Source organism: Dokdonia sp. Asnod2-E02 (assembly GCF_045063915.1).
Lineage (GTDB): Bacteria > Bacteroidota > Bacteroidia > Flavobacteriales > Flavobacteriaceae > Dokdonia.
Genome location: NZ_JBEFNX010000005.1, coordinates 1,215,597 through 1,236,553, shown reverse-complemented (window position 1 = coordinate 1,236,553; position 20,957 = coordinate 1,215,597). Strand labels below are relative to the sequence as shown.

The following is a 20,957-nucleotide window of genomic DNA, read 5'->3' as shown; positions in this document are numbered from 1 at the left end:
AGTGAAAAGAGACTTAGATATTTTATGTGTAGGTGAGGTACTTATAGATTTTATAGGCCATCAAAAAGAAGTACGTATAGATAAAACACGTGATTACCACAGGTACTTAGGTGGTAGTCCTACTAATGTAGCGATGAATCTCGCACGACTGGGTATGAATGTAAAACTTGCCGCTACCATAGGAGATGATGGGCTAGGGGTTTACATTAAAGATAAACTTACCGAAAATGGCGTGCAGACAGATCTCATTGCGACAGATCCTGAAAACCCTACGAGTGTAATTTTTGTGTCAAAAACTACGGGCACACCAGATTTTATACCTTATCGATATGCAGACACTAAGATCTCAGAAACCCAAGTGTCTGATGCTTTACTAGCGCAAACTACTATTTTTCATACCACAGCATTTGCTCTAAGTAAGAAGCCTGCAAGAACTACAATTTTAGCCAAAGCAAGAAAAGCTTATGAAGCTGGTTGTACACTTAGTATAGATCTTAATTATTCGCCTCGTATTTATCCTAATAGGGAGAAGGCGATAAAAACCTTTAGAGAGTATTGCTCATATAACCCGCTCGTGAAGATAAGTGAGGATGATATGGAGCGTCTTTTTGGTGAGAAAAGAAGTCACGAGGCTATTTTTGATTTCTTCCACAATGATTTCGGGGTAGAGCTTGTTTGTCTCACCTTAGGATCAGAAGGGGTTAAGCTTTCGCGAAAGCGTAAAAATCACCCTCCAGAAATGATTGTTGAGCCAGCGGCAAGAGTTGAGCAAATACTTGATGCCACGGGAGCAGGAGATGCTTTTTGGAGTGGATTCTTATTTGCCTACATAAGAGAGTATGATATCAAAAAATGTCTCAAAGTGGCGCTGTCACTGGCGGCTATAAAATTACAGCACGTGGGTAGATTGCCACAAAATGTGGATATACTCACCCAGTTGCTAGATTTTAAATAATAACCTCCATTAGGTAGATGTTAACAAGACTAGGTGTATAACCGATACGGAATTCAGTACTTTTGTAAGTCAATAGATAACCAACTTTATGAGTCAGCAGAACAAAAGACGGAGGGAAGCCCTCGTATATCACGCAAAGCCAAAACCAGGTAAAATTGCGGTAGTTCCTACAAAAAAGTACTCAAGCCAGCGTGATCTTGCGCTTGCTTATTCTCCAGGGGTGGCAGAGCCGTGTCTAGAGATAGAAAAAGATATTAATAATGTTTATAAATATACGGCAAAGGGTAACCTTGTAGCTGTAATCTCAAATGGTACTGCGGTGCTAGGTCTGGGAGATATAGGGCCGGAAGCATCAAAACCTGTTATGGAGGGTAAAGGTTTACTCTTTAAAATATTTGCTGGGATAGATGTTTTTGATATAGAAGTAGGTACAAAAGATGTAGATGCTTTTATAGAAACTGTAAAAAATATCGCTCCGACCTTTGGGGGGATTAACCTTGAAGATATTAAGGCACCAGAAGCTTTTGAAATTGAGCGCAGGCTCAAAGAAGAGCTAGATATACCAGTAATGCACGATGACCAGCACGGTACGGCAATCATATCTGCCGCGGCGATGCTCAATGCATTAGAAATAGCAGGTAAGCGCATAGAAGATGTGCGTATCGTAGTGTCTGGCGCGGGTAGTGCAGCTATCTCGTGTATGAACTTGTATCATTTACTTGGTGCTAAGCTAGAGAATATTGCAATGTTTGATATAAATGGTCTTCTTAAAGAGGATCGTACAGACTTATCTCCAGAGCAGTTTAAGTTTAAAAGTAAAGAGAGTTTTAACACGCTAGCAGAGGCAATGGTTAATGCAGACGTGTTTTTAGGTCTCTCTGTGGGTAACATTGTAACACCTACAATGGTACAGTCTATGGCAAATGATCCTATTGTATTTGCAATGGCAAACCCAACTCCAGAGATAGATTATGATGTTGCGATAGCATCAAGACCAGACTTAATAATGGCAACGGGAAGGTCTGACCATCCTAACCAAGTTAATAATGTGCTAGGTTTTCCATTTATTTTTAGAGGCGCGCTAGATGTGCGTGCAACTGCAATAAATGAAGCGATGAAGATGGCGGCGGTAAAAGCACTAGCTCAACTAGCAAAGGAGCCTGTTCCAGAACAGGTAAATATCGCATATGGAGAGACTAGATTTACCTTTGGTCGTGATTATATTATCCCAAAACCATTTGACCCAAGATTAATAACTACAATACCTCCTGCAGTGGCACAAGCTGCGATGGATTCTGGAGTGGCAAAAGAACCTATAAAAGATTGGACCGCTTACCACGATGAGTTATTAGAGCGACTGGGTGAAGATAACAAGATTGTAAGATTACTAATGGATCGCGCACGCCGGAACCCAAAACGTATAGTCTTTGCAGAGTCAGATCAACTAGATGTGCTTAAAGCTGCACAAATCGCTCACGAAGAAGGTATCGCAATACCTGTATTACTAGGTAATCGTGATGTGATATTAGAACTTAAGGAAGAGATAGGTTTTGATGCAGATGTAGAAATTATAGATCCAAAATCTGACGAAGAGAAAGCTCACGTGGCAAAATATGGTGAGATATACTGGGAGTCAAGAAAGCGTAAGGGTATCACGCTCTATGCCGCACAAAAACTGCTTAGACAGCGAGATTACTTTGCTTCTATGATGGTGAGTCAAGGTGATGCAGATGGGATGCTCTCTGGTTTTAGCCGTAGTTATCCATCTGTGATAAAACCGGTTCTTGAAGTGATAGGTACTGCGCCTGGTGTGCAAAAAGTAGCTGCTTGTAACCTGATGGTTACCTCAAAAGGACCACTCTTTCTTGCAGATACGTCTATAAACATAGATCCTAATGCAAAGGAACTAGCAAAAATTGCCCAGATGACTTCGACGGCTGTAAGGATGTTTGGACTAGAGCCAGTGGTGGCGATGATGTCTTACTCAAACTTTGGCTCATCTACGCACGAGAAGGCAAAAACGGTAAGCGACGCTGTATCTTACTTACACCGCAACTTCCCAGAACTTATTGTAGACGGAGAGGTGCAGGCAGATTTTGCGCTTAATAGAGATATGTTGCAAAGTAAGTTTCCCTTTTCAAAGCTTGCTGGTAAAAAAGTAAACACCCTTGTGTTTTCAAACATAGATAGTGCAAACATCACTTACAAGATGATTAAAGAGCTAGAAAATGCAGATAACATAGGTCCTATAATGCTTGGTATGCGCAAGCCTGTGCATATATTGCAACTAGGTGCGAGTGTAGACGAGATGGTGCATATGACTGCTATAACGGTGATTGATGCTCAAAAGAAAGAAAACTTTTTTAACAAGCAACAGGAGTAGTGGTTTTACGCTTTCGCGAAAGCGAAAATCACACCTCATAATTTTAAAGGTTCAGGCGTTAGTCTGAACCTTTTTTTTATGTTCAAGAATAGAAAGGAAATCACGATGTAAGTCTGTTAAGACGCGGTGTAATGTTGTTAAAAGCTTTCGCGAAAGCGGTAGGATAAAATAACATTTCTCCTAGGCATAAATTTCTTACATTTACGCACCTTAAAATTCTGTTAAATGATTACGCACCTAAGCGGTAGACTTATAGAAAAGAATCCTACACACGTTGTATTAGATTGCAATGGCGTGGGGTATTTTATAAATATCTCTCTATATACTTTTGGGCAACTAGGCGATAGTGAAGCGCTCAAATTATACACACATCTTCAAGTTAAGGAAGATAGTCATACGCTTTTTGGGTTTATGGAGGTGATGGAGCGTGAGATTTTTAGATTATTATTATCTGTTTCTGGTATAGGGGCAAGTACGGCAAGAACAATGCTGTCTTCACTTGAGCCTAATCAAATCAAGCAAGCCATTGCGTCAAACGATGTGGCGACCATACAGAGTATAAAGGGAATAGGAGCAAAAACGGCACAACGTGTCATTTTAGATCTTAAGGATAAAATACTTAAAGTATACGATATCAGTACTGAAAGTGCTATGCAAAGCAATACTAATAAAGATGAGGCGTTATCTGCTTTAGAGACTTTAGGATTTGCGCGTAAACAGGCAGAGAAAGTATGTCTGGCTATCACAAAAGAAAAGCCAGATGCGAGCGTAGAGACTATTATTAAAGAGGCATTAAAAAAACTGTAGGTCTATTTTGAAGCGAAATTATTACTTGAATTTACGTGTAGCGGTATTGTTTATTACGGTTGTCTTTATAGGTAACCTAAGTGCTATAGCACAAGAGGAGGATCCTAATGAAAATGAAGAGAGCGCCACGCCTGCGACTTTCTCCTTAGGGAGCCTTGTTTTACCTAACCCAAATAGTATTGTAGCAAAGTACACCTATGACCCTGTGCTAGATAGGTACATTTACACCGAAGAGCTGGGTGCTTTTAATGTTACTTACCCGCTTATACTTACTCCAGAAGAATATGAAAAACGCGTGCGTGATGAACAAATGCGTCAATATTTTAGAGAAAAAATTACGGCAATAGATGGTCGTGCAGATGAGGATGACTCTAGAAATAGCCTTGTAAAATCCCTGTATGTAAAAAATGATCTTTTTGAATCTATTTTTGGAGGAGATGAGATTACGTTTACACCACAAGGTTCTGTAGAGATGGATCTCGGACTGTTATTTACAAAGCAAGATAACCCTGCTTTTTCTCCTCGTAATAGAAGAAATTTTACATTTGACTTTGACCAGCGTATAAGTCTTAGTTTATTAGGGCAAGTAGGTGAACGCCTCCAGATCACAGCAAACTATGATACGGAGTCTACCTTTAATTTTCAGAATCAAATAAAACTAGAATACACCCCTACTGAGGATGATATCATCCAGAAGATAGAAGTGGGTAACGTGTCTATGCCTCTTAATAGTGCATTGATACAGGGCTCTCAAAGTCTTTTTGGTGTTAAGACCGAGTTGCAGTTTGGTAAAACTAGGGTAACTGCAGTATTCTCAGAAAATCAATCACAACCTAAAACGGTTACCGCAGAGGGTGGAGCAACGGTACAAGAATTTGAAGTTCCTGCGCTTAACTATGATGAGAATCGTCACTTCTTCTTAGCACATTACTTTAGAGATACGTACAACGAGGCTTTAGAGAATTATCCTTTTATAGATAACAGGGGAGTGCAAGTAACGCGTGTAGAGGTGTGGATTACAAATAGACAAAACCAAACTACAAACGCACGTAATATTGTTGCGATACAAGACATAGGAGAGTCTGATCCTGCAAACATAGGGGTGAACGCGGGAGCAAACCCTGGGTTTATTAATAGTAGTGCAAATGCTTTTCCAGATAACAGAAATAACGATTTTAACCCAAGAGGAATAAACGATGCCTCTGTGCAGTCACAGTTAACACCTGCTATACGAGATGTTGCTACTGTGGGTCAGGGTTTTGGTAGTGTTACGGTGCAAGATGGTACAGATTATGTCCTTTTAGAAAACGCACGTAAGCTAGATAACTCGCAGTTTACATTATATCCAGGTCTTGGTTATATCTCATTAAATCAGCGTCTTAATAATGATGAGGTGCTTGGTGTAGCTTTCCAGTACACCGTAGGAGGACAAGTGTATCAAGTAGGAGAATTTGCAAATGATGGTGTAAATGCTACAGAAGGAAGTAGACCAGATGCAGATATGGACGGAATACCAGATATTGCAGATGCTGATAGCCCGGTAACCCGCCCAGATGATGATAATGACGGTATTGCAAATGATGCAGATGCAGATAGTAATGGGGATGGTATTTTAAACGGTCAAGATGCAGATGGTGATGGTATACTAGATACTGTGATACCAGCCGGTCAAGCAGGGAGCCCTGTGAACCTTGTGGTAAAAATGCTTAAGAGTAACCTCACTAACGTAGAGGAGCCTATATGGGATCTGATGATGAAGAACATCTACCCACTAGGAGCTTTTCAATTAGAGCAGGAAGGTTTTAGGTTAAACATCGTATATGCAGATCCTTCGCCTATTAACTTTATCTCTCCAGTCGCAGGTGAGCCATTACCAACACTCTTTGATGGTGTAAATAATGACAACACGATGGATGAAGGTCAAGATCGTGGTGCGCTTGAGAGTAATACGTTATTGCGACTTTTTAATCTTGATAGACTAACTACTTTTGGTGACCCACAAGTAGGTGGAGATGGGTTTTTTGATTTTGTGCCAGGTGTTACCGTACACGTACAAAACGGTAGTATTGTATTTACCACGGTTGAGCCTTTTGGAGAAAATCTATTTGATTTACTAAGTATTAACGATGGAGCAGAAAGTTATGAAAACTCAGATACTTATAATGCGCATCAAGATAAGTACGTCTATAGCTCGCTCTATCAATCTACAAAAACAATAGCAAGAGACAATGCAGAGAAGAACAAGTTCCTGCTCAAGGGGCGCTATAAATCTGCACAAGAGCAGGGTATCCCACTAGGTGCTTTTAATATTCCTCAAGGTTCTGTTACGGTAACGGCTGGTGGTCGTGTGCTTGTAGAAGGTCTTGATTATACGGTAAACTATCAATTAGGGCGTGTTATTATTTTAGACAAATCACTTGAGGCATCTGGAATTCCTATTTCTGCATCTGTTGAGAACAACACTATTTTTGGTCAACAGAATAAGCGTTTTACAGGCATTAATGTTGAACACCAGTTTAGTGAAAACTTCATAGTAGGAGGTACTTTTTTAAATTTAAATGAAAGACCGCTTACGCAAAAAGCTACATATAACTTTGAACCTATAAATAATACTATTGTAGGTCTTAATGCAAGCTACTCGACAGAGCTGCCTTTCTTAACGAGATGGGTAAATAAACTACCTAACATTGATACAGATGTGCCTTCTAACTTATCTGTACGAGGAGAAGTTGCTTACTTACTTCCAGGGCAGCCTAAGGGAACAGATTTTAATGGTGAGGCTACTTCTTATATAGATGACTTTGAAGGGTCACAAACATCAATAGATATAGGAGGGCCCTTGCAGTGGAACTTGTCATCACCTCCAGTAGGTTTTGGTGGCGAATTTGCAAATGGTGACCTTGCAACAGGATATCGTCGTGCAAAATTTGCTTGGTATACTATTGACCCTATTTTCTATAATAACCAGAGACCTGATGGAATTTCTGATGATGACCTTTCATTACCAGAAACACGTCGCGTGTTTAGGGACGAAATTTTCCCACAACAAGATATAATATCTGGTCAGACGCAAGCCCTTTTTACGCTTGACTTGGCTTATTTTCCAGATCAAAGAGGGCCTTATAACTTTAGCCCAGATGCCGTAGACGGAACATTATCTAATCCTCAAGAGAATTTTGGGGGTATCACAAGGCAATTAACCTCTACAGATTTTGAACAAGCAAATGTTGAATTTGTTGAGTTCTGGTTACTAGATCCATTTTATGCAGATGGAGATACCACAAGCCCAGGAGGAAATCTAACTTTAAACCTAGGTAGTATTTCTGAAGATATCCTTAAGGACGGTCGTAAGCAATATGAAAATGGATTACCTAATGATGGTGGAGAGGTAGGAACCTCAGAAACGGTATGGGGAAAAGTGCCAACTAACCAGTCATTAGTATATGCTTTTGATACAGAAGGTCAGGAGCGTACCAATCAAGATATAGGGTATGACGGTCTTAGTGATGCAGAAGAAATGATAGAGTTTCCAAACTTTGCAAACTTACCTGACCCAGCTGGTGATAACTATAATTACTTCCTTAATACTGAGGGAGGAGTTGTAGAGCGTTACAGAGATTATAATAATAATCAAGGTAACTCACCTGTAGAGGTAACACAAACCAATCGTGGTTCTACAACCTTTCCAGATGTAGAAGATGTAAACCGTGACAACACAATGAACACGGTAGATGCATACTTTGAGTATGAATTACCTATCAATCCTGCGTCACTTAGTGTAGAAAACAATCCCTTTGTTACTGATGTAAGAGAGCTTACAGTAACAACTCAAAATGGATCACAATTACCAACGAGATGGGTGCAGTTTAGAGTGCCAATTAACCAGGCGACTAATGTGGTAGGAGGTATTAATGACTTTAGAGCAATCCGTTTTATGCGTATGTATATGAGTGGGTGGCAAGAAGATGTTGTACTTCGTTTTGGAACATTAGATCTTGTGCGTGGAGACTTTAGAAGATATTTACTTTCTTTAGATCCTAATGAAAATACAGAGATAAATGATGGTGACAACACACTTTTTGAAGTTGCTGCCGTAAATATTGAGGCAAACGAAACTAGAGAGCCTGTCCCTTATGCATTACCTCCAGGTGTAATAAGAGAGCGCCTTAACAACAACAATAATAACATAAGACAAAACGAACAGTCTCTTTCTTTAAGAGTTGAAAATCTTGAAGAGCAGGATGCGCGAGGAGTATATAAGTATTATTCTCTCGATATGCGACAGTATAAAAATCTTAAGATGTTTATGCACGCAGAGCCTATTATTGAAAATGGGCTAGATAATCAAAATGTTGTAGGATTTATTAGAATGGGAACTGACCTTAATTCTAATTTCTATCAAATAGAGCTACCACTTGCACCTACACCATTTAATGTTTCTAACCAAGATAGAGAGGCGATTTGGCCAGCGGGTAATGAGTTAGATCTACCATTAGAATTGCTGCAAACCATAAAATCTAAAGTAATCGCAGGAGATGTAGAGTCAGATCCAGATGATATAACTTATTTTGATCAAAATGGAGATCGTATTCTTAATCCTGAGGAAGCCTGTTATGAAGAAGGACAACTTCGTATAGGTATACAAGGTCTCCCTAGTTTTGGAGATGTGAGAACGTTAATGCTAGGGGTTAAAAATGGAAACCCTACTAGTAACCAGGCAATGGGTTGCTCACCAGGAGAGATAGGGGCAGAGGTTTGGTTTAATGAACTTCGTTTATCTGATCTTACTAATGAAGGTGGGTATGCAGGTATTGTAAGTCTTGATGGTAACATTGCAGACTTTGCAAATGTATCTGCTACAGGTAGAGTGAGTACAGTTGGTTTTGGTAGTGTTGAGCAAAATGCTGGAGAACGTAGTCTGGAAGATGTAATGCAGTATGACGTAGTTACAAATCTTAATGCGGGACAATTATTACCTAAAAAATGGGGTGTACAACTACCGCTTAACTATTCTATAGGAGAGCAAAGCATCACACCTAAGTTTGATCCCCTTTATGAAGATGTTGAGCTAGATACATCACTTGATAATGCGGCAGATCAAGAGCAAAGAGATCAGATAGAAGACTATGCTATAGATTATACGAAGCGTCAAAGTTTTAATGCAATAGGTGTGCGTAAAGAACGTACAAACACAGATCGTAAACCTATGCCGTATGATGTAGAAAACCTTACCTTCTCATACTCATATAGCCAGACAGATCATAAGGATTTTGAGATTGAAGAATCATTAGATCAAAATGTGAGATTAGGAGGGACCTATAATTTTAATTTTAACTCAAAGCCTGTTGAGCCATTTGCAAAGAACGATAGCCTCTTTACAGGGAAGTACTATAAATTCTTAAAGGATTTTAATTTTAACTACCTGCCTTCTAGTGTGGCGGTGCAATCTAACATTGTACGCCAGCGTAACGAGCAAAAATTTAGAGATGTATTTGCAAATGATGGTGATATAGCTTTACCACGTTTATTTCAACGTAACTATTTATTTGACTGGGGGTATGCTATTGACTTTCCTATCACAAAAAGTCTTAGATTTAATTATAATATGAATCATAATCGTGTGGTGAGAAACTATCTCGATAGTGATGGTACTCCTTCATTTCTAGATGATGATGGTCAAGAGATAGCTGGTTTTGGTATTTATGATGGATTCTTAGATGTAGGTACGCCAGACACACACTTTGGAGTATTACAGCTTAACTACGACTTGCCATTTGATAAGTTTCCATTTACAGAGTGGATTACAGCAACCTATGCATATACAGCAAACTATAGGTGGCAGCGTGGGTCACAGCAATTCCAAGTTTTAGAAAATATACCTGAGATTGGGAACAGTGTAGAAAACACAAACACCCACGCTATAAATGGTACATTAGATATGGAGAAGCTCTATAAATATGTGGGGCTTAATAAAAAGAAAAAGAAGCGCGCAACAGCCTCTAGACCTAGAGGGCTACCATCGCCAGAAGATGATCGTAAGACATCAGATAGACAGCGTAAACAAGCGCAAGATCAAGATGCAAGTAGTGGTAGTTTAAGCGGTTCAGATAAGGCGCTTAATACAGGCGTAAGTTTGCTCACAGCCATAAAAAGGGTACAGGTCTCTTATGAAGAGCAAAACGGTCTTTACTTACCTGGATATTTACCAACTGTAGGGTTTACAGGAAGTTTGAAACCTACACCAGGATTTATCTTTGGTAGTCAGGCAGAGGTGCGAGAACTCGCGGCTAGTAATGGGTGGCTCACACTATTTCAAGATTTTAATGAGCAGTATCGTGAGGTTGAGAGTAGAAACTTAGGTATTCAGGCAAGAATAGGATTATTAAAGGATCTTGATATTGATCTTAATATGAATAGAGTTTATCAAGAAAACTATCAAGAAAATTACCGAGTAGATCCAGAAACCTTGCAGTACGAGTCTCTTACGGGTAATAGCTTTGGTAGATTTAATATCTCAACGCTACTCATCGCCACTGCTTTTAATGAGAGCACATCAGATTTTTCTGAAACATTTAATACGTTTAGAGAAAACAGGCTAGCAGTTGCAGATAGGCTCGCATCAGAATTTTATGGAGGAGCAGGTTTTGAGAGAGATGAAAATGGCTTTCCAGAAGGTTTTGGAAGAACTAACCAGCGTGTATTATTACCAGCATTTTTATCGGCATATAGTGGTCGAGATGTAAATAAGACAGATTCTGGTTTCTTAAGAAATGTACCGCTTCCTAACTGGAACATTAAGTACACAGGGCTTATGAACTTAGACTGGTTTAGAGATAAGTTTAAGAGGTTCTCAGTGCAACACGGTTACACAGCTGGATATAGTGTAAATAATTTCCAGACCAACCTTGCTTATGATAGAAGTACAGACAGAGATCCAGAGACAGCTCAGAGAGATCAAGCGGGTAACTTCTTAAATGAAACATTGCTAGGCAACGTTACCCTTACAGAGCAGTTTACACCACTAGTGCGTATAGACTTTGAGATGAAAAACTCAGTAAAAATCCTTGCAGAGGTTAAGCGCGATAGAGCACTTGGCTTAAGCTTTGATAATAACCTGCTCACAGAGATTAAAGGTAATGAGTACATACTAGGACTAGGGTATCGTATCAAAGACCTGCGTTTTGTCACAAACTTCGGAGGTTCACGTAGAGTGCTTAAAAGTGATTTAAACTTTAAGGCAGATCTATCCCTTAGGCAAAACGAGACTATTATAAGATATCTAGATATCGATAATAGTCAGACCACACAGGGTCAAGACATCTATGGGTTGCGCTTTACAGCAGACTATGCGCTCACTAAAAACTTGACAGCGCTTTTCTATTACGACCATACATTTTCGACATTTGCTATATCAACGGCATTTCCACAAACTACCATTCGATCAGGATTTACCTTAAGATATAACTTTGGAAACTAAAATAGTTACGCTTTCGCGAAAGCTTGATGCTAGAGAATATATATTTAATAAAAGATTATAATTATTTTCGCGTAAGCATACTTTAAACATATAATTAATACCACCAAAAATGAATATACCAGCAGAGTTAAAATACACAAAAGACCACGAGTGGATCCGTATAGAAGGAGATCTAGCCGTAGTAGGAATCACAGATTTTGCTCAAGGTGAGCTAGGAGACATCGTTTACGTTGAGGTAGAAACTCTTGACGAGACATTAGAAAAAGATGAGGTCTTTGGAACAGTAGAAGCTGTAAAAACAGTTTCTGATCTTTTCTTACCACTTTCTGGAGAGATAGTAGCTTTTAATGAAGGTCTTGAAGATGAGCCAGAAACGGTAAACAGTGATGCATATGGAGCTGGCTGGATGATAAAAATTAAGTTTTCTGACGCTTCAGAAATAGAAGAGCTTTTAAGTGCAGAAGCTTATGGTGAGCTTATCGGTGGGTAAAATCATAGGAGTTGTTGCTACTCTTTATACGATACTATTAACTATAGGCTCACTTATTAAGCCTGTAGATGTAGTTCCTAAAGTAACTAACATAGATAAGCTCCTGCACGCAGGAGCTTATTTTGGTCTTGCCGTACTCTGGTTATTGTTTTACTTTATGTATAAGAAGATAACAGTAAAAAAGAGTGCACACCTTAAGATCTATCTCATTATCGCTTTAATTTTAATAGGTTACGGCATAGTGATTGAGGTAATGCAAGGAAGCTTAACCGCATATAGACAGCCAGATGGCTGGGATGTGCTTGCAAATACAATAGGTGTCCTTTGTGGATGTTTATGCTTTGCTTTGTTTTTTAAGAAATTTAAAGCGTTAAATACGCTATATTAATTTCTATAGTGATAATAATTTTGCTATTTTAGCTATCTACTTAACACATTAATTATGGAACCCAAGAAAAATCCAAAAGCAGATCTTCGTAAAAGGAGTGTGCTCTTTTTTCAGTTAGGACTCATCGCAGTTCTAGCACTTACGTATATCACTATAGAGTGGAAAACGTATGACAACGCTGCTGTTGATATAGGGCAGTTAGATCTTGATGATCTTGATGATGAAGAAATTCCAATCACGGAGTTAAATACGCCTCCACCACCACCTCCACCACCGCCGCCACCAGCGCCGGAAATTATTGAGGTTGTAGAAGATGAAGAAGAAATAGAGGAAACCGTAATTGAGTCTACAGAGACAGATGCCGAAGAGGAAATCGTTGAAGTAGAAGAAGTAGAGGTAGTAGAAGAAGAAGAAGAAATTGCAGATGTACCATTTGCAGTTATTGAAAACGTGCCTATCTTCCCTGGTTGTGAGTCTATGAAGAACAACGACCAGCGTAAAAAGTGTATGTCTGAAAAGGTAAGTAAACTTGTAAATAAGAAGTTTAATACTGAGTTAGGAAGTGACCTTGGTCTTTCTGGAATAAACAGAATCTTTGTTAGTTTCAAGATTGATAAAAAAGGAAACATTACAAACATACGTTCACGTGCACCGCACCCTAGACTTCAAACAGAAGCAGAGCGTGTAATTAGATTGTTACCTAAAATGACACCAGGTAAGCAACGTGGTAAGCCAGTAGGAGTATTATACTCTCTACCTATTACATTTAAAGTAGAAGACTAGTCTATACGACTTAATTTATATAAAAACTGCCTCAGCGATGAGGCAGTTTTTTTTGTGTAAAAAAAAAGAGACCACCGCTAGGTGATCTCTTAGTTTGGCTTGCTTCTTGATTCGTTTTAAGAATTGTTCAACATTTTTAAAACCATATCTTATGGAAAATTCCAAAGAAGGTACGACTGTTCGCCAAAACAGCACGTACACATCAAGCCGCAAACACGAGGCAAATTTACGAAGAAATCCCACGCTTCATTTTCAAATTGGGTTAATCTTAGCACTTCTCGCATCCATTTTTTTTATAGAAATGCGCACTGTAGAAAAGGATTTTGCAGTAGTTGAGCCTACCGAAAGTTATGACGAAGTCTATACGATAGGTGAAGTCCGCGTAGAGAAGAAGGAGGTAAAAGTCAAGAAAAAGGTACAGCCTAAAAAGCAGCAAGAACCTAAAGTACTTGACAATATCAAAAAGCAAGAAGATGATGTAAAAGACTTAGTAGAAGATCTTACATCAGACTCAGAGCCCGACGATACTAAAATGGTAGAACCAGGTAGTGTTACAGAAGTAGAGGAGCCTGTAGAGCCGGAGACGGTTCCCTTTGTTGCTATTGAGACCGTTCCGCTTTTTCCAGGTTGTGAGGGTCTTAGTGATAATGACGAGCGCCGCGACTGTATGAGTGCAAACATCTCAAAATTTGTTTCTAAAAAGTTTAGAGCCGAAAGAGGAGAGGGCTTAGGTCTAGAGGGTGTAAATCGTATTTACGTAAACTTTAAGATAGATAAGTTTGGTAAAGTGGTAGAGGTTAAAGCGCGAGCTCCACACCCTAAACTAGAGAAGGAAGCGTTGCGAGTAGCAAGATTATTACCAGATATGACTCCTGGTAAGCAGGGAGGAAAAGATGTAGCTGTCTTATTCTCCTTACCTATAATCTTTGAAATCAGAGACTAAATGAATTAATTTACGTTAAGAATCCCGTTACCTAAGGTGGCGGGATTTTTTGTGCAATAAACCCTATCTTTCGGCTGCAAACATCACGGCTTATTATGCATAAATACCTCTTTCTTTTTGTCTCTTTTATAGCAACTACCATAACAGCTCAGGTTACGACTAGTGATTTTGAAAAATATCCTGTTTTTCCAGGCTGTGAGACTATAGATATCGCACAACTACAAGATTGTTTTAATGAGAAGTTTATTGCGCATATACTTGACAATTTTGAGGTGCCAGCTGTAGTGAGTCAAGATAACTTTCAAGGTAAAATGGTCATCCTTTTTGAGGTTACTAAAACAGGTAATTTTAAGCTGCTGTATACAGATGCGATGTATCCAGAGCTTAAAACAGCTGCTCAGGATGTTTTTAAGACGCTGCCTCAAGTTGCTCCGGCTACCTATAATGGAGAGCCTACGTACCTGCAGTTTACAATGCCCGTTTTATTACCACTAGATAGAAATGCTGTAGATGCGATGATCGTTGGAGACGATGGTAATTCAGCTTTCGCGAAAGCGGAAAAAGAAACCGTAAACCCTATGCAGCAAGAGTATGACCGCATTAAAAATCTCAAGTTTGATGATCAAAATGAATATACGAGTGGGCTAAACATACCTTTCTCACATCAAGTATATAGTAGGTTTGACCAAGAGCTTAATCTTGTGGGGACAAATGCACATACGGCAAGCAAGCCTTTTTTATATAACACGGTAAACCCATATTATAATTTTAAAGAGAAGAAAGATGCACTGCTCAAGGAGAAGTCTACGTGGTTTGGGAGAAAGTGGTCTAACGAGCATATGGTGCAAATACAAGGTGAAGATTACTGGATAACTCTAGACCCTGCAGCAGATTTGCAACTAGGTTATGAAACCGATGGTGCAAAAATTAATGACTTTACGTATAACAACACCAGAGCTGTCTATCTGCAAGGAGGGCTTGGTAAGAAGATAAATTTCTTTGCAGCCGTGTATGAGAGTCAAGGGCGTTTCCCAAGATATTTTGACGCCATAGCTAGGTCATTACGACCAGATGGAGGAAACCCAGCTGTTATACCGGGAAGAGGTATTGCAAAGGAGGGTACAAATGGAGACCTTGATTATCCGGTTGCAGAGGGCTATGTGTCATACACACCGTCTAAGTATTTTAATATACAGCTAGGGCACGGTAAGCAATTTATAGGAGATGGGTATAGGTCATTGTTACTTAGTGATAATGCCAGTTACTTTCCTTACTTAAAACTCAATACTACATTCTGGAAGTTTAAGTATACAAATACTTGGACCTCGCTGCGTGACGTGCGACCAGAGGTAACTGCAGATGGTGCTTTCCGTACAAAGTATATGAGCAATCACTATCTAAGCTGGAATGTCTCAAAACGATTAAACGTAGGTCTCTTTGAGTCTGTAATATGGGAAAATGAAAATGGTAGAGGTTTTGATTTTAATTTCTTAAACCCAGTAATTTTTTACAGAGCCATTGAGTTTTCTACAGGATCAAGAGGAGGAAATGCACTTATAGGTCTTACAGGTAAATACAAGGTAAATGACCGAGTAAACGTGTACGGGCAGATTGTAATTGACGAATTTTCGGCGGGAGACGTTTTTAATGGTAGCCAGAGTTATAAAAATAAGCAAGGTTTTCAGCTAGGAGCAAAGTATTATGACGCCTTTGGAATTAAAAATCTTACACTACAAGGTGAGTATAATCAAGTGAGACCATATGTGTACTCTAATAATGAGATACAGCTCAACTATGGTCATACTAACCAGTCACTAGCACATCAATGGGGAGCAAACTTTAAGGAGCTCATAGGTATTGCTAGATATGAGCGTGATCGCTGGTATGGAACTGCAAAGCTCATTATAGGTGCTCGTGGAGTTGAGATAGGTGATATAAACGAGGTGTATTATGGAGGTAGCATTTATGGTAATGATGAGAATAGACCTTCAGATAACGGGATTGCATTTTTTCAAGGAAACAAGGTGACAAGTTTTTATGGAGATGTAGAGCTAGGGTATCTCATAAACCCAGCTACCAATCTAAAAGTATATGTAAACCCAATATATCGCTCTCAAACGGCAGATGTTCAAGAAGCGCCACTTGGAATTGATACTAAAACACTATGGTTTAATGTAGGTTTTAGAACAGATCTCTTTAACTGGTATTACGATTACTAGATAAATAGATAGTACATACTATTTGAATAAGAGTGCTCGTTATTTGTAAAGGCGAGAAACTACTTTATCAATCCATTGTGCTATGTTATCCAAAATCAACCTTCTCTGGGTGGTTGTCGCTGTGCTTCTTGTCTCTTGTGCTCAAAAAAAGGAGTGTCATAATACACAACGCAACCCAATACTTGCCTCAAATATTTACTCTAGCAAAGCGTATCAAGCAGAGCTGTATAGACTTATAAAAGAAAGCCCAGATGTAGATTACTACTATGAGATGAGGGAAGAGATTTTTGGTCAAGTGTATCTTGTCGTGAGTGCATATGGAGATGCTTTTTGTGGTAAGCTCTGCCTAGTCATCTCAGAAGAGGATGCTTCTCGCATAGCCATAGACGCTAGTAAAGGTTATCAAGGCGCGCAGCTTATAGGTCTAAAGTATAAAAAAAAAGAAACTGCTTATGCCTTATCGAGTCTCGTTTATGACTCTATTGAGTATCTAGTAGATTGATTTTACTTAAAATTACCTATGTGCCATAGTATACCTGAGGGATCGTGTAAAAAGAACTCGCGTCCCCAGTCATTATTTACAATATTAGAGAGCTTTACATTTTTAAATCGCTCACTAAGTTGCAATGATTGTAGGTGTGAGAGATACTCATCAAGCTGTATTACTTCTAAAAAGAGCATTGTATTATCTACCCAGTCTTTTACATAGGCATCTTGTAAATAAAAGCCAAAGCCTTCTCGTGTAAACAGTGTCATATCTGGAGAGATCATACGTTCTTCAAATCCAATGGTTTTGTAAAAGGCACTTGAGGTTTTAAAGTCTTTTGAGCCTATAAAAGGCCTTATGGATTTGATGTGTATCTCTGAGCTCATATGCGTTTAGTTTTCATTCGTTTCTAACTCTTGCAAAATGCTTTTGTAAACTGTACTTCTAAATTTTGGTCCAGAGATAAAATCTTTTGCTGTTTCTGCATCTGTAAAAAACGCGCTTGTTATATACTCCATTGCGGTAACCTCTTCTAAAGATACATTGTTTTGAGCGGCTTTTTTTACCTCACTATATACGGCAACGAGCATATCGTGATATTTCTGATAGTCTGCTTTTGTTGCGAGTGACCCGTGGCCAGGGATGATTTTTGTGTCATTATTGATGAGCATCAATCCTTTTTTTGCAGCGGCAATATCACCTTCTATGCTTCCGCCTCTGTTTATATCTATAAAGGGGAATCGCCCGTTAAAAAACGTATCGCCAGTGTGAAGTACGTTACTTTGTGCAAAATACACTAGAGCATCACCATCTGTATGTGCATTGTGCACGTGTGTTAAAAAAACATCATCTCCATTTTGATAGAAGGTTGCATCCTCACTAAAGGTGATTACTGGTAGTCCTGCATTTGCAGTATTTTCATTTTCTGATAGTCTTTTGCGCACATTGTCGTGTGCAACAATCATTGCGCCGGCCGCCTCAAAATTTGCATTACCACCACTGTGGTCACCGTGAAAGTGTGTGTTTACAAGAAACTTTACAGGTTGTGGTGAGATGGTTTTTATAGCTGCGGTAATTTTATCACTAAGCGGTGCAAACTGGTCATCTATCATAAAGACACCATCTTCTCCGGTAGATATGCCTATGTTTCCGCCAGCACCTTGTAGCATATATATGTGGTCTGACACTTCTTTTACGGTAATTTCTACATTATCAAAGCGCCCTTGAGCTGCACTAAGTGTGGTGTATAATAAGATGATTGATAGTGCAAAGTACTTCATAATAGCAGATCTTTTTTTTGATGTAGTCGCAAGTTATTAATTACGCTTTCGCGAAAGCGCAATTTTAACAATCCCTTGTGTAAAGCTTTCATTTTTTATGAGTTGTACAGATTGCTTTTGTGAGGTATCTTTGCACGACAAAAATTAAAGCAAAAATTACAGTCTTTGAGCGACGTTGCAGTACATACAGAAACCTATTCGGCTTGGTACGATTTTAAGGAAATCACAAAGATGCGCTTATCTATAAGTGTTGTCTTTTCTAGTGTTGCTGGTTACTTTCTTGCGGCAGATACTATAGACTGGCTTGTAGTGGCACTCTTGTCTGTAGGTGGTTACTTTATGGTAGGAGCCTCTAATGCTTATAACCAGGTGCTAGAGCGAGATCTTGATGCACTTATGGATCGTACTAAAAACAGACCCGTAGCCTCTGGGCGTATGTCTGTAAGTATGGCGCTTGCAATAGCAATACTATTTACCATATTAGGTCTAGGTACGTTGTGGTACATAAACCCACAGACAGCAATGTTTGGTGGGATTTCTATTTTTATGTATGTACTATTATACACGCCACTTAAGACTAAAACGCCATTATCTGTTTTTGTAGGAGCCTTTCCAGGTGCGATACCGTATATGCTGGGTTGGGTAGCTGCGACAAATGATTTTGGTATTGAGCCAGGTACACTGTTTATGATACAGTTTTTCTGGCAATTTCCTCACTTTTGGGCAATAGGGTGGTTTCTTTTTGATGACTATAAAAAAGGAGGCTTTGCTATGTTACCTACGGGTAAACGCGATAAGGGTACGGCCTTGCAGATTGTGCTATACACGGTCTGGACGGTACTTATCTCACTTGTTCCTGCCTTTGGGGTAACGGGAGATTTATTTTTATCACCTATATCTGCCATTGTAGTGGGAGCTTTAGGATTATTTATGCTGTACTGGGCAATAAAATTGTACCAGAACAGAGATGCAAAAACAGCCAAACGACTAATGCTTTCAAGTGTAACGTATATTACACTACTTCAGATAGTTTTTGTAGTAGATAAATTTTTAAGATAGATGGATTATACTCAAGGAGGAGAACGATTAAAAGAAGAGCGTGCAAAAAAGCAAATGCTCTGGTTTGGAATAATAAGTTTATGTATGACCTTTGGAGGACTTACAAGTGCTTACATTGTGAGTATGGAGCGTCGCGACTGGCTAGAAACTTATGATTTTCCACAAGCACTTATCATATCTACAGTGCTTATTGTGATAAGTAGTGTGACCATACACTTTGCAAAAAATGCAATAATTAATAACAAAAAGGGTCTGGGTACGGCGCTATTGTTAATCACTTTTTTACTAGGCTTAGGTTTTGTGGCTTCACAATTTGCTGGTTTTGCATCATTTCAAGAGCAAGGCTTTTATTTTACAGGAGCTTCTAGTAATATTACCACGACATTTTTATTTTTAATTATAGCGGTTCACATCGCACACGTAGTAGCGGGATTTATTGCTCTTTTGGTAGTGATTATTAATCATTTAAGAGGTAAGTATTCGGCAGAGAGCCATTTAGGATTGTCGCTAGGAGTCACGTTTTGGCACTTTTTAGACATTTTATGGGTCTTTTTATTTGTGTTATTATTTGTGACAAAATAGAGATTGTGAGAACGCTTTCGCGAAAGCGTATCTAAAACCATTATAAATCGGAGTCTGAGTGTTGAATTCCGAATAGAAAATACTTATTTTTGCAACCATTAAATTAACCAATTCTTACGAATGGACACGACTGTGACACATAATAACTCTGAGGAAGGAACTTGGAGTGGTGGAAATCAACCACTAAAAGCGAGCTACGGAAAACTAATGATGTGGTTTTTTATCGTATCTGATGCATTAACCTTTTCTGGGTTTCTTGCGGCTTACGGTTTTTCAAGATTTAAATTTATTGATGCTTGGCCTATAGCAGATGAGGTTTTTACCCACGTACCTTTTGTACACGGTAACTTCCCTATGATCTATGTTGCCTTTATGACATTTGTTTTAATTATGTCTTCTGTAACTATGGTACTTGCTGTAGACGCAGGTCATCACTTAAAACATAAGAGTGTAGCATTCTATATGTTCTTAACGATTATAGGAGGTATTATCTTCGTAGGGTCACAAGGATGGGAGTGGGCAACTTTTATTAAGGGAGACTTTGGAGCAGTAGAGACTAAGGGTGGTAAGATCCTTCAGTTTGTAGATACAGAAGGTAACCGTCTTGCCCTTGCAGACTTTGCTATTGAGCAGGCTAGCGAGCGTGAGCAACACTTAGGTAAAAACGGTATCTGGTATGATCAAGAGGCTACGCCTACAACATACTCTATAGAGGAGGTGAAAGCAGGATTTGCTGCTACGCCTAATGCACTTATACGTATACAAACACTTACAGAAGATGGTGAGAAAACGGTACTCTCTAGAGAAGCGTCACTTGCTAAGCTTAACAAAGATGGTAAGCAAGTAGTAGAGGGAGCAAACCTTATACACAACGAGTATGGAGCACCACTATTTGCAGATTTCTTTTTCTTTATTACAGGTTTTCACGGTTTCCACGTATTTTCTGGGGTACTAATTAATATCATTATTTTCTTTAATGTGGTGTTAGGTACTTACGAGAGAAGAGGACACTATGAGATGGTTGAAAAGGTTGGGTTATACTGGCACTTTGTAGACCTTGTATGGGTATTTGTATTTACATTCTTCTACCTAGTTTAATTTACC

At 39.0% G+C, this 20,957-nt stretch carries 15 protein-coding genes; 13 read left to right on the top strand and 2 right to left on the bottom strand.

The genetic code is table 11. The features are described 5' to 3' along the window. Position 1 precedes the first annotated feature (1 nt). The 10 genes from ACJJVM_RS05570 (at position 2) to ACJJVM_RS05525 (ending at position 16,947) form a co-directional block, all read left to right on the top strand. On the top strand, positions 2 to 955 hold the full coding sequence (locus ACJJVM_RS05570) for a carbohydrate kinase family protein (protein ID WP_405211044.1): 954 nt from the start codon (positions 2 to 4) through the stop codon (positions 953 to 955). An 88-nt stretch (positions 956 to 1,043) separates the two neighbouring features. Further along, positions 1,044 to 3,338, top strand: coding sequence for an NADP-dependent malic enzyme (locus tag ACJJVM_RS05565; protein ID WP_298353137.1), 2,295 nt, complete (start codon positions 1,044 to 1,046; stop codon positions 3,336 to 3,338). A 225-nt stretch (positions 3,339 to 3,563) separates the two neighbouring features. After that, on the top strand, positions 3,564 to 4,145 hold the full coding sequence (gene ruvA, locus ACJJVM_RS05560; protein WP_298353140.1) for a Holliday junction branch migration protein RuvA: 582 nt from the start codon (positions 3,564 to 3,566) through the stop codon (positions 4,143 to 4,145). Positions 4,146 to 4,152: 7 nt separating this feature from the next. After that, a complete protein-coding gene (sprA, locus tag ACJJVM_RS05555; RefSeq protein ID WP_405211043.1) occupies positions 4,153 to 11,622 on the top strand; it encodes a cell surface protein SprA in 7,470 nt (2,489 codons plus the stop codon). Between the two features lie 109 nt (positions 11,623 to 11,731). After that, the gene (gene gcvH / locus ACJJVM_RS05550; protein ID WP_298353145.1) at positions 11,732 to 12,112 is read left to right on the top strand and encodes a glycine cleavage system protein GcvH; all 381 of its coding nucleotides are present in this window, start codon (positions 11,732 to 11,734) and stop codon (positions 12,110 to 12,112) included. Next, positions 12,090 to 12,500: a VanZ family protein gene (locus ACJJVM_RS05545; protein WP_405211042.1), complete on the top strand. Its 411-nt coding sequence runs from the start codon at positions 12,090 to 12,092 to the stop codon at positions 12,498 to 12,500. Before gcvH ends, ACJJVM_RS05545 begins: the two co-directional genes overlap by 23 nt. A gap of 54 nt (positions 12,501 to 12,554) precedes the next feature. Then, a complete protein-coding gene (locus ACJJVM_RS05540) occupies positions 12,555 to 13,283 on the top strand; it encodes an energy transducer TonB (RefSeq protein WP_035327197.1) in 729 nt (242 codons plus the stop codon). Positions 13,284 to 13,434: 151 nt separating this feature from the next. Then, complete coding sequence (locus tag ACJJVM_RS05535; RefSeq protein WP_405211041.1) at positions 13,435 to 14,226, top strand: energy transducer TonB; 792 nt, start codon at positions 13,435 to 13,437, stop codon at positions 14,224 to 14,226. 95 nt (positions 14,227 to 14,321) lie between these two features. Further along, the gene (locus ACJJVM_RS05530) at positions 14,322 to 16,445 is read left to right on the top strand and encodes a gliding motility protein RemB (RefSeq protein WP_405211040.1); all 2,124 of its coding nucleotides are present in this window, start codon (positions 14,322 to 14,324) and stop codon (positions 16,443 to 16,445) included. 82 nt (positions 16,446 to 16,527) lie between these two features. Continuing rightward, positions 16,528 to 16,947 carry a hypothetical protein gene (locus ACJJVM_RS05525; RefSeq protein WP_405211039.1) on the top strand — a complete coding sequence of 140 codons (420 nt, stop codon included), beginning with the start codon at positions 16,528 to 16,530 and terminating at the stop codon, positions 16,945 to 16,947. 2 nt (positions 16,948 to 16,949) lie between these two features. Here ACJJVM_RS05525 and ACJJVM_RS05520 read toward each other — a convergent pair whose 3' ends face one another. Both ACJJVM_RS05520 and ACJJVM_RS05515 read right to left on the bottom strand, forming a co-directional pair. Next, on the bottom strand, positions 16,950 to 17,318 hold the full coding sequence (locus ACJJVM_RS05520; protein ID WP_405211038.1) for a glyoxalase: 369 nt from the start codon (positions 17,316 to 17,318) through the stop codon (positions 16,950 to 16,952). A 6-nt stretch (positions 17,319 to 17,324) separates the two neighbouring features. After that, positions 17,325 to 18,212: an MBL fold metallo-hydrolase gene (locus ACJJVM_RS05515; protein WP_405211037.1), complete on the bottom strand. Its 888-nt coding sequence runs from the start codon at positions 18,210 to 18,212 to the stop codon at positions 17,325 to 17,327. Positions 18,213 to 18,377: 165 nt separating this feature from the next. Here ACJJVM_RS05515 and cyoE point away from each other — a divergent pair, with 165 nt between their 5' ends. The 3 genes from cyoE (at position 18,378) to ACJJVM_RS05500 (ending at position 20,951) form a co-directional block, all read left to right on the top strand. Beyond that, entirely contained in the window at positions 18,378 to 19,271 is an 894-nt protein-coding gene (gene cyoE / locus ACJJVM_RS05510) for a heme o synthase (protein WP_405211036.1), read from the top strand. After that, positions 19,272 to 19,853 (top strand): cytochrome c oxidase subunit 3, encoded by a 582-nt coding sequence (locus ACJJVM_RS05505; RefSeq protein ID WP_298353169.1) that lies wholly within the window; start codon positions 19,272 to 19,274, stop codon positions 19,851 to 19,853. 120 nt (positions 19,854 to 19,973) lie between these two features. Further along, positions 19,974 to 20,951, top strand: a complete 978-nt coding sequence (locus ACJJVM_RS05500; RefSeq protein WP_298353172.1) for a cytochrome c oxidase subunit 3 — start codon at positions 19,974 to 19,976, stop codon at positions 20,949 to 20,951. Positions 20,952 to 20,957: the final 6 nt, after the last annotated feature.